General features: G+C 62.0%; 10 protein-coding genes. 6 read left to right on the top strand and 4 right to left on the bottom strand.

Features of this window, described 5'->3' with window-relative positions:
* Window position 1: 1 nt before the first annotated feature.
* A complete protein-coding gene (lptG, locus tag SM766_RS07365; RefSeq protein WP_065273279.1) occupies window positions 2-1135 on the bottom strand; it encodes an LPS export ABC transporter permease LptG in 1134 nt (377 codons plus the stop codon).
* Entirely contained in the window at window positions 1132-2271 is a 1140-nt protein-coding gene (lptF, locus tag SM766_RS07360; protein WP_274868834.1) for an LPS export ABC transporter permease LptF, read from the bottom strand. The genes lptG and lptF overlap by 4 nt, the downstream gene beginning before the upstream one ends.
* Before the next feature lie 195 nt (window positions 2272-2466).
* Between lptF and SM766_RS07355 the strand changes: the two genes are divergently transcribed.
* Both SM766_RS07355 and SM766_RS07350 read left to right on the top strand, forming a co-directional pair.
* Window positions 2467-3942 (top strand): leucyl aminopeptidase, encoded by a 1476-nt coding sequence (locus SM766_RS07355; protein ID WP_368947375.1) that lies wholly within the window; start codon window positions 2467-2469, stop codon window positions 3940-3942.
* Between the two features lie 7 nt (window positions 3943-3949).
* A complete protein-coding gene (locus SM766_RS07350) occupies window positions 3950-4408 on the top strand; it encodes a DNA polymerase III subunit chi (RefSeq protein ID WP_065273281.1) in 459 nt (152 codons plus the stop codon).
* A 25-nt stretch (window positions 4409-4433) separates the two neighbouring features.
* On the opposite strand, the gene SM766_RS07345 is transcribed toward SM766_RS07350, so the two are convergent.
* Together SM766_RS07345 and SM766_RS07340 are read right to left on the bottom strand one after the other, a co-directional pair.
* Entirely contained in the window at window positions 4434-6518 is a 2085-nt protein-coding gene (locus SM766_RS07345) for a putative bifunctional diguanylate cyclase/phosphodiesterase (protein ID WP_368947374.1), read from the bottom strand.
* A gap of 272 nt (window positions 6519-6790) precedes the next feature.
* Window positions 6791-9064, bottom strand: a complete 2274-nt coding sequence (locus SM766_RS07340) for an NADP-dependent malic enzyme (protein WP_368947373.1) — start codon at window positions 9062-9064, stop codon at window positions 6791-6793.
* Between the two features lie 161 nt (window positions 9065-9225).
* On the opposite strand from SM766_RS07340, the gene SM766_RS07335 reads away from it, so the two are divergent.
* Genes SM766_RS07335 through SM766_RS07320 form a run of 4 tightly spaced genes read left to right on the top strand, consistent with a single transcriptional unit; the run spans window position 9226 to window position 13264 of the window.
* Window positions 9226-10329 (top strand): cupin domain-containing protein, encoded by a 1104-nt coding sequence (locus tag SM766_RS07335; protein ID WP_368947372.1) that lies wholly within the window; start codon window positions 9226-9228, stop codon window positions 10327-10329.
* Window positions 10326-10718 carry a cytidine deaminase gene (locus tag SM766_RS07330; RefSeq protein ID WP_368947371.1) on the top strand — a complete coding sequence of 131 codons (393 nt, stop codon included), beginning with the start codon at window positions 10326-10328 and terminating at the stop codon, window positions 10716-10718. The genes SM766_RS07335 and SM766_RS07330 overlap by 4 nt, the downstream gene beginning before the upstream one ends.
* A gap of 6 nt (window positions 10719-10724) precedes the next feature.
* Window positions 10725-12029 carry a thymidine phosphorylase gene (locus tag SM766_RS07325; RefSeq protein ID WP_368947370.1) on the top strand — a complete coding sequence of 435 codons (1305 nt, stop codon included), beginning with the start codon at window positions 10725-10727 and terminating at the stop codon, window positions 12027-12029.
* Window positions 12029-13264, top strand: a complete 1236-nt coding sequence (locus SM766_RS07320) for a phosphopentomutase (protein WP_368947369.1) — start codon at window positions 12029-12031, stop codon at window positions 13262-13264. Before SM766_RS07325 ends, SM766_RS07320 begins: the two co-directional genes overlap by 1 nt.
* Window positions 13265-13310 lie beyond the last annotated feature (46 nt).

Below are 13310 nucleotides of genomic sequence, written 5' to 3'. Positions count from 1 at the left end.
ATTAACCGTCCTCGGCATGCAAAAGCAGGCCCATAGTCAGCAGAATCGCGGCGACCGGTGGAGCCCAAGCGGCCAAGGCCACCGGGATCTGGCCGTTCTCGCCAAGAACCTGCGCAAAGTTTCGTATGAAATGAAGGCCAAAGCCCAGCAAGACGGCAGTGAGTACCGCCAGGCCTGTGCCGCCAAAGCGGGCATGGCGCATGGTAAAGGCCGCACCGACCAGCACCATGGCCACCAGGAACAGCGGCCGGGCCAGTTCGGCCTGATACCAAACCTCGTAGCGTTTGGTGGAGAACCCGGCTTCATCCAGATCGCGTATGGTGGCGGGTAGGTCATAAACCGAGATCCCGTCAGCGGTGCCAAGCGTGTCGCGGATCCGGTCGGTGGTCAGGGTGGTCGGCACCAGTAACACTTCGTGCTCAGCCGAGCTGGTTTCGGGGTTCAATCCAGCGGCCAATGGCCAGACCTTGGCCTTGGTCAGCAGCCAGTCGCCGCCCTGCAGCCGGGCGCTTTCGGCGACGATCTGACGGATTGGTGTGCCGCCGGGGGCGTAGTCGAGAATGGTGATGTCGAACAGTTTGATGCTGTCGGCATCGCCGTTTCCCAGGCTGGAGTCTTGCTGCTCGCCCGCGTAGCCCGACGCGTGAATCACCGATTGCCCCTGCGGGCTACCCTGACGTAGCCACAGCCCCTCGCCGGACAGCGACAGCGCCGAGGGGCCGCCGTTGCGATAGGTTTCCGAAAGGGTTTTGAAACGGTTGGTCGTCGCCGCGACGATGGGGTTCAGGGTGCTGAGGGCTAGAATGCCGATCAGCGCGGCTACCAGAACCGGCGCGGCCAGCGCCCGAATGCCAGAGCGACCGATGGCTCTGGTCACCACCAGCTCACTGCTGCGCGCGAGCCCAACGAACAGCACGATGGTGCTGAGGATCATGATAAGCGGCAGGAATTCGTCAAAGGCGGCGGGGGCGTTCAACAGTGTCAGACCGATCAACTTACCGGCGCCGAGGTCGAGGCTGTCAAACCGGCGGATCTGCTCGTTGAGATCGATCAGCACCACCAACGTCATTAGGACGCCAGCGATAACGAGGAACCACTGCGCAAATCTGCGCGCATAATAGAGATCGAGTTTCACGCCAGCTGCTCTCCCGGTTCAGCCCGCCGACGCCTGCGCAGCAGGCTAGGGTGGCTGGCCAGATGCAGAAACAGCAGCGCAATGGCAAGGCCGCTCAGTGCGGGGAGATAAATCAGCGGCCAAAGATCGGGGTTCTTCAGAACGGGTTCCGAGACGATACCGCGCAGGCCCTCGACCCCGATCAGCAGCGCAAAGGCTATCAGCGCCTGCCGCCAGACCCCAAAGCGCGAAAATGTTCCCAACATCAGCGCGGAAAACCCAATCAGGGCGACCGTGACGCAGACCAGCGCCCGGGCAAACCGCAGATGCAGTTCTTCCGTGAGGGCACCCTGCGAAAAGCCTTCGCTGTCGGTGATCGCCTCTTTAGCGGTCATAAGCTCAAGACTGGAAATGGCGCGGATATTGCGGGTCGTTTGACTAATCTTTTGAGTCAGAGAGCTGATATCATAGGAAAAGTCAGAAAAGACGGTGGTCGACATCGTCTGGGTCTTGTGATCCAGCCGCTGCGCCATGCCATCTACCATGATGAGGTGGGCCTTGTCGCCATCGCGCACCAGAAAGGCGCGGGCGCCTGTGTAGGTGACCGATTGCTCCGGATCGCGCCGGTCCGAAAGGAACACGTCGTTGAGAGTGCCGTCAGGGTCGATTTGCCGGATGTAGAAGGTGACCCCCTTGGCTGGGTGCAGGAATTTACCTTCGGTCAGCAGGCGGGCTGTGACATTGCGTGACACCTCCCGTTCGCGCAGCGCAAGCTGGTTGATCGAGGACGGCAACAGGAAATGCGTCAGCACTGACATCATCAGAGCGGTAATGATGCCAAAAGCCAGCGCCGGGCGGGCCATTTGCCAAGGGCTGGTTCCCGTCGCGCGCAGCACGGTCAGCTCGCTTTCATTGTGCAGCCGGTTGGTCACCCAGACCGAGGCGGCAAAAGCGGCGACTGGCAGCACCATGCGGATCAGATTCGGCAGCGTCAGGGCGGTGAATTCCAGGAAGACCAGCGCCGACTGCCCGTCTCCGATCAGCCGGTCGAACAGCACCACGGCCCGGTTCACCCAGAATACAGCTACAAGGATGAGCGCAAAGAAGCCGAAGAACAGCAGGTATTGCGACAGCACATATCTGTCGTAGCGTGACACCTGATCCCCCCAGATCTTGCGGTTGTGATTGCGCCGCAGCTTAAAGGATTTGTCCGGCGGGGAAAACTGCAATCTGCACAGCCGACAGGCAATGATCAAAGCCGGGCGCGGCGTGCATTCCGCAGGGCTGGTCAAGCCGTCAAGCACAGGGTAGCTGTTGCAAAACCATGTAAAAGACCGACAGGAGCCCATGCGATGAGCACTCTGACCCCGATCCGTTTTGATGACTATGATCCCAAGACCCTGGCCGAAATGACTGGCCATGTCGCGGTTCTGGTGACGCCGGAGGGGACAATGGATCAGGCGGCGCGTACCGCCAACCGTCTGGGCAAGGGTGGCATTGCCCGGCTGATCGAATCGGAAGGGTTCAAGAAGGTAAAAACCGGCTCGGTGATCACCATGGCCTGGCCTGCGGGTTTGGCCGCTGAGGCACTGCATGTACTGGTGCTGCCCAAACGCGCCAGCCAGACCGAGGCCCGAAAGGCCGGCGCTGAACTGGCAAAACGCGCAGGCGGCAAGGCGCTTACCGTTATGGCGGGTCCGATGCCTCGGGCGGCAGATCTGGCGCTGGGGCTGGCGCTGCGGGCCTATGGGTTTGATCAGCACAAGACCGCTGCCGATGAGGCACCGAAGGGGGAAGTGGTGATCGCGCATAAATCACCGGAAGAGATGGCGACGGCTTTCGCTCCGCTCCTGGCGGTGGCTGAAGGCGTGCATATGACCCGCGATCTGATCAACGAGCCGGCGAACGTGCTGACCACCACCGAGTTCGCGCGCCGGATCGAAGAGCTTTCCGACATCGGTCTTGAGGTCGAGATCCTCGACGAGGCAGCGCTTGCAGAGCTGGGCATGCATTGCCTTCTGTCGGTGGGGCAGGGATCGGACAGCCCGTCCAAAGTCGCCGTCATGCAATGGAAGGGCGGCCCGAGCGATGCCGCGCCGCTGGCGCTGGTTGGTAAGGGCGTTGTGTTTGACACTGGTGGTATCTCGCTGAAACCGGCTGCAGGCATGGAAGACATGACCATGGATATGGGCGGCGCCGGTGTTGTGACCGGTACCATGAAGGCGCTGGCCCTGCGCAAGGCAAAGGCCAATGTGGTGGGTCTGGTTGGTCTGGTCGAGAATATGCCATCGGGCAACGCCACCCGGCCCGGCGATGTGGTGAAGACGATGAAGGGCGATACGGTTGAGGTCATCAATACCGATGCCGAAGGTCGTCTGGTTCTGTGCGATGTACTCTGGTACGCGCAGGAGCGGTTCAAACCGGCGGGCGTGATCGATCTGGCTACCCTGACGGGTGCGATCATCATCGGTCTTGGCCACGAAAACGCTGGCGTCTTCTCCAATGATGACAGTCTGTGCAATGGTTTCCTGAAATCCGCCGCAGCCGAGGATGAAGGCGCATGGCGTCTGCCTCTGGGGCAAGCCTATGATGATCAGCTGAAATCGCGCATTGCCGATATGAAAAACGTCGGCGGCCGTCCTGCAGGTTCGATCACCGCCGCTCAGTTCCTGCAACGGTTCATTCAGGACGGCATGCCGTGGATCCATCTGGATATCGCGGGCGTCGCCTCGGTTAAGACCGAAACCGCCTATGCACCCAAAGGGGCGACGGGCTGGGGCGTCATGGCGCTGAACCGGCTGGTGCAGGATCGGTTCGAGGCCGAATGACACAGCCATGGGGGCCGCCTATTTCTATCATCTGACGCGCAGGCCACTGCAGGATACGCTGCCGGTGCTGCTGGATAAGGCGCGCGGCGCAGGCTGGCGTATTGCTGTGCGGGGCCAAAGCCCGGATCGCATGGCCTGGCTGGATGAACGCCTGTGGCTGGGGGGCGATGACGCCTTCCTGCCGCACGGGCTGGCGGGCGGTCCGCATGATGCGTTGCAGCCTATCCTGCTGACCACCGAAGCCGAGGCGGCAAACACGCCCAGCTGCGTCATGGCGGTGGATGGGGCAGCGGTTTCACCAGAAGAGGTGCAGGCGCTGGAGCGCGTCTGTATCCTGTTTGATGGTACCGACCCCGAGGCGGTGCAGCATGCCCGCGTGCAGTGGAAAACCCTGACCGATGCAGGCTGTTCGGCGCAATACTGGTCCGAAGAAAGCGGGCGCTGGGAAAAGAAGGCTGAGAAGTGATACTTTCCCGCCGGAGCGCCGGGATCTAGGAAGCGCGGGACTGTTTGTCCTTGGTCCAGAGCAGGAAGTCGGAGTGCACTGTCACTTCGGCAAAATGGGGCTTGGGTTTACCAAAGAGGTAGCCCTGCAGATAGGTGACGCCGATGGCGTGGAGCAGGCGGGCCTGTTCAACGGTTTCTACCCCTTCGGCCACGGTATGCACACCGAACCGTTCAGCAATCATGACGCTGCCTTCGATGATGGCGCAGCGTTGATCGTCGATCTGCTGAACAAAGGATTTGTCGATCTTAAGCGCCGAAATAGGCATTTCGTGCAAGCGTGACAGCGAGGAATAGCCGGTGCCGAAATCGTCGATGTGAACTTCGATGCCCTTGGCGTGCAGTGCATTTAGAACCGCGATGATCTGGTTTTGATTCCGGGCGTCAAAAATCGTTTCTGTCACCTCAAGGATCAGCGATCGGGCGGACAGGCCGTATTTTTCAAGGTAACCCAGAATGAAGTCTGCGAACCCGGGCACAACCAGCTGCCGCAGCGAGATATTGAGCGCCAGTTTCACATGTGAATCGCGTCCAAGTTCTTCGGTGTAGGTCGAGAGTGCCGTATCCAGTACATATTCGCCGATGCGGACGATCTCGCCGATGTCTTCGGCGATGGGAATGAACTCTTCCGGGCTGACACGGCCAAGGATCGGATTGTCCCAGCGCAGCAGAACCTCGTAGGAATGCAACGAGAAATCATCCGCATGCACGAGCGGTTGAAAGGCCAAGTGCATTTCATTGGCAGGCACCGCGTGTTTCAGGCGCTGGGCAATGATCAGGTGGCGCTCTTTTTCTTCAACCAGCTCTTTGGAGAACAGCAGCGTGTTGCCGCGTCCGGTCCGCTTGATCTCTCCGGCGGCCAGATCCGCAGATCTGATCGCCTCGCTGACGGCGACCGGACGGGGGCGCGAGACGGCGAGACCGGCGCTGAACCCCACGGTGACCTCCTGGCTGGAGAAGATGATGGGCTTTTCGATAATGGCGCGCAGTTGTTCGGTGAATTCATAGCCGATGTCGATGCAGCGCTCTTCAGGCACGGCAACCAATCCTACGAATTCGTCTCCGCCCCAACGGCAGAAGGCCGCGTGTTCCGGCGCGGCGTCAGCCAGACGTTCGCCGATTTCTGCAAGGGCGCAGTCCCCGGTGGCATGGCCCATGCCGTCGTTGATCTGCTTGAACCGGTCCAGATCGATGAAGATCACCACAAATGCATATCCGTCAGGAATACTGGGCTGCTGATCCTCCACCCATTGAATGATGCCACGGCGATTATACAGCTGGGTCAAGCTGTCATGTTCCGCCAGCCGTTTCAGGTCTCGGGTGCGTTTCTTGACCCGGTCTTCCAGCGTTGCATTGAGTTCGGTCAGGGCTTCCTGCTGGACGCGCAGGTCCTGCACCAGTTCGTGATTGCGCAGTTGCAGGCGGATCGAATGGCGTAGGATATTGTAGTTGCGTTGGTGGGTGACCAACATGACGGCCATGAAGACGGCAACCAAAGTGGCGAGAGCGAATTCCGGCACAGGCTGCAGGCACAGTTCAGCAATGATCAGCGTCAGCAGGGTGGCGATATAGATACGGCCCGTGTTTGCCATCGGCGCGAGCACCCCGGTCGCCCCGGAGGCCATGGCAGAGACGACGATGACGGTGAAATACTTCAGGTCCTGATTGCCGCTTTGCAGGGCAGCATGCAGTAGGCCTCCCCAGATCAGACTGCCAAGAAATGTGCCGAGGAAATAACGCCGACTGGCACCAACTGCCAGAGATGAGCCAGGATCGGTTTCCTGCGATAGGTGCCTTTCGTCCCGCGCTGCCAGGATCGTCCGGCCAATGGATAGCGTCAGCAGACAGGCGGTCAGAGTATCGACCAAGGTACTGCCTTGCCCCGTGTACTGGAACTGGGCGTAGACGCCGAGGACGCAGGCGACGTTCACGAAGAGATTGGACAGATGGTTGCGATAGGCGTGCTTAAGGAGGCTCAGCCCGATCCGCTGTTCCTGCGCTTGACAGTCCCTTTCGGCTCCGGCGGCTCCACCGTCTCCTTCTGGGCTATGTTGCGGAAACTGTTCCGTCACCTCGTCCAACCTTCGCACTGCGCCTTGGCAGATCCTGCCTTGCGCCGGACAATTCCGGACCTGTTACGTCCTGAACCGCCTCCTGTGACCAGCCCGCGTCAATACTGCTTGGCACGGGCCATACCAATGTCTTGCTAAGTGTCGGGGGTTACTTTTGTGTTTATATTCAGCAATTCATATGCGGGGCAGAGCGCAGGCTCCGCATCTGACGTGACGGCACTGGCGCGCCGCTCACCGGGGGGCGGCGCGCAAGCGCGCTAAATTGGTCGCTATCAGCCGTAGTGGGCGACGGGCGTACCCGCAATTGCCGCCATGTTCAAAAGCCCCCGTGCGGTGATCGACGGGCTGACGATATGGGCGCGGTTGCCCATGCCCATCAGGATGGGGCCGACCTCCAGCCCGTCTGAGCGCATTTTCAGGATGTTGCGCACGCCACTGGCAGCATCCGCATGGGCAAAGACCAGCACATTGGCCGCGCCTTCCAGCCGGGAATTGGGGAAGATCCGCCCGCGCAACTCAGGATCCAGCGCGGTGTCGATGTTCATTTCGCCTTCGTAGATGAAATCGCGTGGCTTATCGTCCAGAATGTCTATGGCGTCGCGCAGCCGGGCACCGGTGTCGCAATCGATATTGCCGAACTGAGATTGCGAGCACAGGGCAATTTTGGGCTCCAGACCAAAGCGGCGCACGTGGCGGGCGGCGCCCATTACGGTCTGGGCGATCTGCTCGGGGGTGGGTTCGATCCGCACCTGGGTGTCGGCGATGAACAGCGGGCCGTCCTCAAGGATCATCATCGACAGCGCGCCATGCGGTGCATAGGTGCCGCCGCCCAGAACCTGGGTCACATAGTTAAGGTGCCAGCGGTATTCGCCAAAGGTGCCGCAGATCAGGCTGTCCGCCTCGCCGCGGTGCACCATGATGGCGCCGATGGCGGTGGTATTTGTGCGCATGATCGCCTTGGCCAGATCCGGGGTCACGCCCTTGCGCTGCATCAGCTTGTGATAGCTGTTCCAGTAATCGTAATAGCGCGGATCGTTCTCCGGGTTGACGATCTGGAAATCGCTGCCGGGTCGGATGCGCAGGCCCATCTTCTCGCAGCGTGCCTCGATCACATCGGGGCGGCCGATCAGGATCGGGGTTTCGGTGGTCTCTTCCAGTACCTCCTGCGCGGCGCGCAGCACCCGTTCATCCTCGCCCTCGGCAAAGACGATGCGGCGGGCGGCAGCGCGGGCGGCTTCGAACACCGGTTTCATCAACAGTGCCGATTTGAACACGGTCTGGTTCAGTTGGGCGCGATAGGCGGTCAGATCCGCGATCGGGCGGGTGGCAACGCCGCTTTTCATGGCGGCGCTGGCCACGGCAGAGGAGACAACCCCCACAAGGCGCGGATCAAAGGGTTTCGGGATCAGATAGTCGGCGCCGAATGTCAGCTGTTCGCCCTGATAGGCCGCTGCCGCCTCGGCCGAGGTGGTCCGGCGCGCCAGTTCCGCGATGCCTTCGACGCAGGCGATCTGCATTTCGTCGTTGATCTCAGTCGCGCCGACGTCCAGCGCGCCGCGGAAGATGAACGGGAAACACAGGACGTTGTTGACCTGATTGGGGAAATCGCTGCGCCCGGTGGCGATGATGGCATCGGGCGCCACCTTGCGGGCCTCATCGGGCATGATTTCCGGCGTCGGGTTGGCAAGGGCAAAGATAATCGATCGCTTGGCCATCTGGGCGACGTGATCCGGTTTCAGAACATTGGGACCGGAGAGGCCGAGGAACAGATCGGCGCCGTCGATCACATCCTCCAGTGTGCGCAGATCGGTTTTCTGGGCAAAGGCGGCTTTCATCGGGTTCATGTCTTCGGTGCGGCCTTCGTAGACCAGACCATGAAGGTCACAGAGCCAGATGTTTTCCCGTTTGACGCCCAGTTTTATCAGCATGTTGAGACAGGCAATGCCCGCTGCGCCGCCGCCAGTCGAGACGACCTTGATGTCCTCGAAGGATTTCTTTGCCACATGCAGCGCGTTGCGGGCGGCGGCCCCCACCACGATTGCGGTGCCGTGCTGGTCGTCGTGGAACACCGGAATGCCCATCCGCTCGCGGCAGATCTTCTCGACGATGAAGCAATCGGGCGCCTTGATGTCTTCCAGGTTGATGGCGCCGAATGTCGGTTCCAGCGCGCAGACCAGATCGGCCAGCTTCTCCGGATTGCTTTCGTTCAGCTCCAGGTCGAAACAGTCGATGCCGGCGAAATTCTTGAACAGGACCGCCTTGCCTTCCATCACCGGTTTCGAGGCGAGCGGGCCGATATTGCCCAGCCCTAGAACCGCGGTGCCGTTGGTAACAACCGCCACCAGGTTGCCGCGCGAGGTATAGCGCGCGGCGGTGCCTGCCTCTGCTTTGATCTCAAGGCAGGCCTCGGCGACGCCGGGGGAGTAGGCCCGCGCCAGATCGCGGCCATTGGCCATCGGTTTGGTCGCACGGATCTCCAGCTTACCGGGGCGGGGGAATTCGTGATAGCGCAGCGCGGCGTCGCGCAGGTTCGGGGTATCGGACATGGGGCCCTCCAAAACTGATAGTTTAGCGTTAAACTATATTGTGCCGGAGGGGAACAGGGTTTTCGGGGGGGGCTCGGCGGCGGGCGGATCCTTGCATATTTTATCCAATCGGATCACTCTGCCGGGCAGAACCGCACCAGACCGTCTGAGGGAGAAGAGAGATGGCCGAGACCATCGCAGAAATGCGCCTGCCCACGCAGGAGCTACGCGACGATATTCCGTTTTATACTAAAACCTTGGGAATGAAGCTGGATATGATCTATCCGGCGGACGATCCGCGCATCGGTGTCTTCTCAGGGCATGGCCTGCGGCTGCGTATCGAACGGGGGGCCCCCGAGAGCCCCGGAACCCTGCGCATTCTGACCGAAGACCCCGAGGGATTCGCGGGCGGGGCGCGTAGTCTGACCGCCCCGAACGGCACCAAAATCGAAATCGAAGAGCGTCATCAACCAATTGTGATGCCGGACACGGTGCATTCCTTCGTGGTGCGTAGGCTGAAGGATCAGGCGCCCTGGATCATCGGGCGCGCGGGCATGCATTACCGTGATCTGGTGCCGGACCGCTTGGGCGGCTCGATCATCGCCAGCCACATCCGCATCCCCGATGGCGGGCCAGTGCCGGATATGGTGCATTTCCACCGGGTCGGCTTTCAGCTGATTTTCTGCATCCACGGCTGGGTCGATGTGGTCTATGAGGATCAGGGCGAGAAGATGCGCCTGACGGCGGGCGATTGTTTTATCCAGCCGCCTGAAATCCGTCACCGCGTGCTGGAGGCAAGCGACAACGTGCAGGTGATCGAGATCGGCGTTCCGGCGGAACATGTGACCGAGATCGACCACCAGATGACCCTGCCGACCCCGCATTACCGCCCTGATCGCGAATGGCAGGGCCAGCGGTTTGTATACAATCAGGCAGCGGGCGCAGACTGGGTTCCTTTCCGTCTGCCGGGTTTTGTCTGCCGCGACACCACCATCAACGACAACACCAAGGGCGTCGCCTCGGTTCAGGTGGTACGCCGCGCCGAGGGTGCAGAGGCGGGCAACAGCCCCTGGGCCAGCCACGACACCGACATCCTCTTTACCTTCGTGATGGAGGGCAGCGTTACCCTGCACGGGGAAGGGCGTGATCCTTATGAGCTGGAAGCAGGCGATGCCTTCGTCATTCCGCCCGGCATGAAAACGCGGCTCAGCGATGGCTCAGCGGATCTGGAATTGCTTGAGGTCAGCCTGCCGGGTACCTTCAACACAAAGCTGGAGGAAGCATGAGTCTGAAGGAAGCAGCCATTGCCGTGCGTGAGAACGCGCACGCGCCCTATTCCAACTTCAAGGTCGGGGCCGCCATTCGCGCGGCCTCGGGCACGGTCTACGTGGGCTGCAACGTAGAGAATGTCGCCTATCCTGAAGGCACCTGCGCCGAGGCCGGGGCGATTGCCGCCATGGTGGCAGCGGGCGAGACGCAGCTGGCAGAGGTCTATGTGATCGCCGACAGTCCCGACCCGGTGCCGCCCTGCGGCGGATGCCGTCAGAAACTGGCTGAATTCGGCGGCGGAGATGTGCCTGTGACCATGGGAACCACCGCAGGCGCCGAGCGGCACGCCACTATTGCCGATCTGTTGCCCGGTGCCTTTGGTGCCAGCCACATGGCCGGGGCCTGACCCCAAATGGATGCCCGTGCGATCAATGCTGCCCTGCGCCGGGGAGAGACCCCGGGTGACGCCGATCTGCGCTGGTTTGCCCAGGGGCTTGCCGATGGTACGGTCAGCGATGCCCAGGCCGGGGCCTTTGCCATGGCGGTCTGTCTGCAGGGGCTGAGTACGGATGGCCGCCGCGCGCTGACGCTTGCCATGCGCGACAGCGGTGATGTGCTGAGCTGGGATCTGGATGGGCCGGTGCTGGACAAGCATTCCACTGGTGGTGTCGGTGACTGTGTATCGCTCTTGCTGGCGCCCGCGCTGGCGGAATGCGGCGCCTATGTGCCGATGATCTCGGGGCGGGGCCTGGGCCATACCGGCGGAACGCTGGACAAGATGGAGGCCATCCCCGGCGTTACCACCTCAGTGTCCGAGGATCGACTGGACGGTCTGATGCGCGATGTCGGCTGTGCCATCGTCGGGGCAACCGCGCAGATCGCCCCCGCAGATAAACGGCTCTATGCGATCCGCGATGTGACGGCCACGGTCGAAAGCCTGGATCTGATCACCGCTTCGATCCTGTCCAAGAAACTGGCCGCCAGCCCCGATGCGCTGGTGCTCGACGTAAAGACAGGCTCGGGCGCCTTCATGAAATCTGACGAGGATGCCCGCGCGCTGGCGCGTTCGCTGGTGGACACCGCCAATGCGGCAGGCTGCCCGACCTCGGCGCTGATCACCGATATGAACCAGCCCTTGGCGCCCGCTCTGGGCAATGCGCTAGAGGTGGCTGAGGTGATGCGCGTGCTGACCGGCGAGACCTCCGGGCCGCTGGCTGAGATCACCATCGCACTTGGGGCGGTGCTGCTCGTGCAGGCGGGGCTGGAAAAAACTCCGGAAGAGGCCGCCGCGCGCCTGTCGGCGGTATTGACCGATGGCCGGGCCGCCGCCCGGTTCGAAGCCATGGTGGCCGCAATGGGCGGGCCGCAGGGCTTTGCCTGCGACTGGCAGAGCGTTTTGCCTGAAGCCAGCGTCATCCGCGAAGTGACCGCGCCGCAGGCCGGCTATATCTCGGCCATCGACGGTGAGGCGCTGGGCCTTTGCGTGGTTGGCCTTGGCGGCGGGCGCATGGTCGAAAGCGATCTTGTCGATCCTGCTGTCGGCCTGTCAGATTTGTTGCCGCTGGGCGCGCGCGTTGCACGCGGAACGCCGCTGGTGCGCATTCATGCCGCCCGGGAAGACGCCGCCGACCGCGCCGCGCAGGAGGTTCTGGCGGCGATCACCATCGCAGACGCGGCGCCGAAGTTGCCGCCGCTCATTCACGAAAGGATCATCTGATGGCGCGCGCCTTTCTGGTGGTGATGGATTCCGTTGGAATCGGCGGTGCGCCGGATGCGGATCGCTTTTACAACGGTGACCTGCCGGACCTGGGTGCCAACACGCTGGCCCATATCGCGCAGGCTTGCACCGAGGGCCGCGCCGAGGACGGGCGCAGTGGCCCGCTGCATCTGCCCAATCTGGACCGGCTGGGACTGGGGGCGGCCATGCGGCTGGCATCTGCTGTGCCGTTTCCGGGGTTGACCGCTGAACCTGAGGGGCTGTGGGGCTGCGCCGCTGAAATCAGCCCAGGCAAGGATACGCCTTCGGGCCATTGGGAGCTGGCAGGCCTTCCGGTGCCATGGAACTGGCATTTCTTTCCAGACGAGACACCTGCCTTTCCGGCAGCTCTCAGCGCCTTTGTCGCAGAGGCTGCGGGGGCGCCGGGGATTTTGGGCGATTGTCACGCCTCGGGCACCGATATCATTGCCCGTCACGGGGCCGAGCATATGAGGACCGGTGCCCCGATCTGCTATACCTCTGCCGACAGCGTCTTTCAGATCGCTGCGCATGAAGAGAGCTTTGGCCTCAATCGTCTTCTGGACCTGTGCCAAGCGGTGGCGCCGCGCCTGCATGCGATGAAGGTGGGCCGGGTGATCGCGCGCCCGTTTGTAGGCGCGCCAGAGAGTGGATTTACTCGCACCTCCAACCGGCGGGATTTTGCGATCACGCCCCCGGCAAAGCTGCTGACCAACTGGGTGCAGGACGCCGGGCAGAAGGTCCACGCCATCGGCAAGATCGGCGATATCTTCACCATGAGCGGCATCGATACCCTGAAGAAAGGCCCCGACGCCGAATTGATGCAGCATCTGGCCGAGGCGGTGGAGACGGCAGAGGAAGGCAGTCTGACCTTTGCCAACTTTGTGGAGTTCGACAGTCTTTACGGTCACCGGCGCGATATTTCGGGCTATGCCCGGGCACTGGAATGGTTCGACCATGAAATCGGAAAGATCCTGCCACGGTTGCGGGTCGGGGATATTCTGGTGCTGACCGCAGATCATGGCAATGATCCCAGCTGGCCGGGGACCGACCACACCCGTGAACAAGTGCCGGTTCTGGTGGCCGCGCCGGGCCAGACACTAGGTCAGGCACCGGGCGCCGGATCGCTGGGCGCGCTGGCCTTTGCCGATGTCGGTGTCTCGGTTGCGCGGCATCTGGGCGTGGCCAGCAGCGGCCCGGGGCGCAGCTTTCTGTAGCGGAATGGGCAATCCGGCTTGCCTGCACCGGGCAAGGGCGCATAAG

This window comes from Pseudophaeobacter sp. A-200-2 (genome assembly GCF_041008815.1).
Classification (GTDB): domain Bacteria; phylum Pseudomonadota; class Alphaproteobacteria; order Rhodobacterales; family Rhodobacteraceae; genus Phycobacter; species Phycobacter gallaeciensis_A.
The sequence above is the reverse complement of the archived record's forward strand: the minus strand, read 5'-3'. Positions and strand labels throughout refer to the sequence as shown.

What these genes read in the sequence shown, in the direction of transcription:
- SM766_RS07350 (WP_065273281.1), top strand. Translation starts at nt 3,950, where the DNA reads ATGGGGGCCGCCTATTTCTATCATCTGACGCGCAGGCCACTGCAGGAT.
- SM766_RS07325 (WP_368947370.1), top strand. Translation starts at nt 10,725, where the DNA reads ATGGATGCCCGTGCGATCAATGCTGCCCTGCGCCGGGGAGAGACCCCG.
- SM766_RS07330 (WP_368947371.1), top strand. Translation starts at nt 10,326, where the DNA reads ATGAGTCTGAAGGAAGCAGCCATTGCCGTGCGTGAGAACGCGCACGCG.
- SM766_RS07335 (WP_368947372.1), top strand. Translation starts at nt 9,226, where the DNA reads ATGGCCGAGACCATCGCAGAAATGCGCCTGCCCACGCAGGAGCTACGC.
- SM766_RS07340 (WP_368947373.1), bottom strand. Translation starts at nt 9,064, where the DNA reads ATGTCCGATACCCCGAACCTGCGCGACGCCGCGCTGCGCTATCACGAA.
- SM766_RS07320 (WP_368947369.1), top strand. Translation starts at nt 12,029, where the DNA reads ATGGCGCGCGCCTTTCTGGTGGTGATGGATTCCGTTGGAATCGGCGGT.
- SM766_RS07355 (WP_368947375.1), top strand. Translation starts at nt 2,467, where the DNA reads ATGAGCACTCTGACCCCGATCCGTTTTGATGACTATGATCCCAAGACC.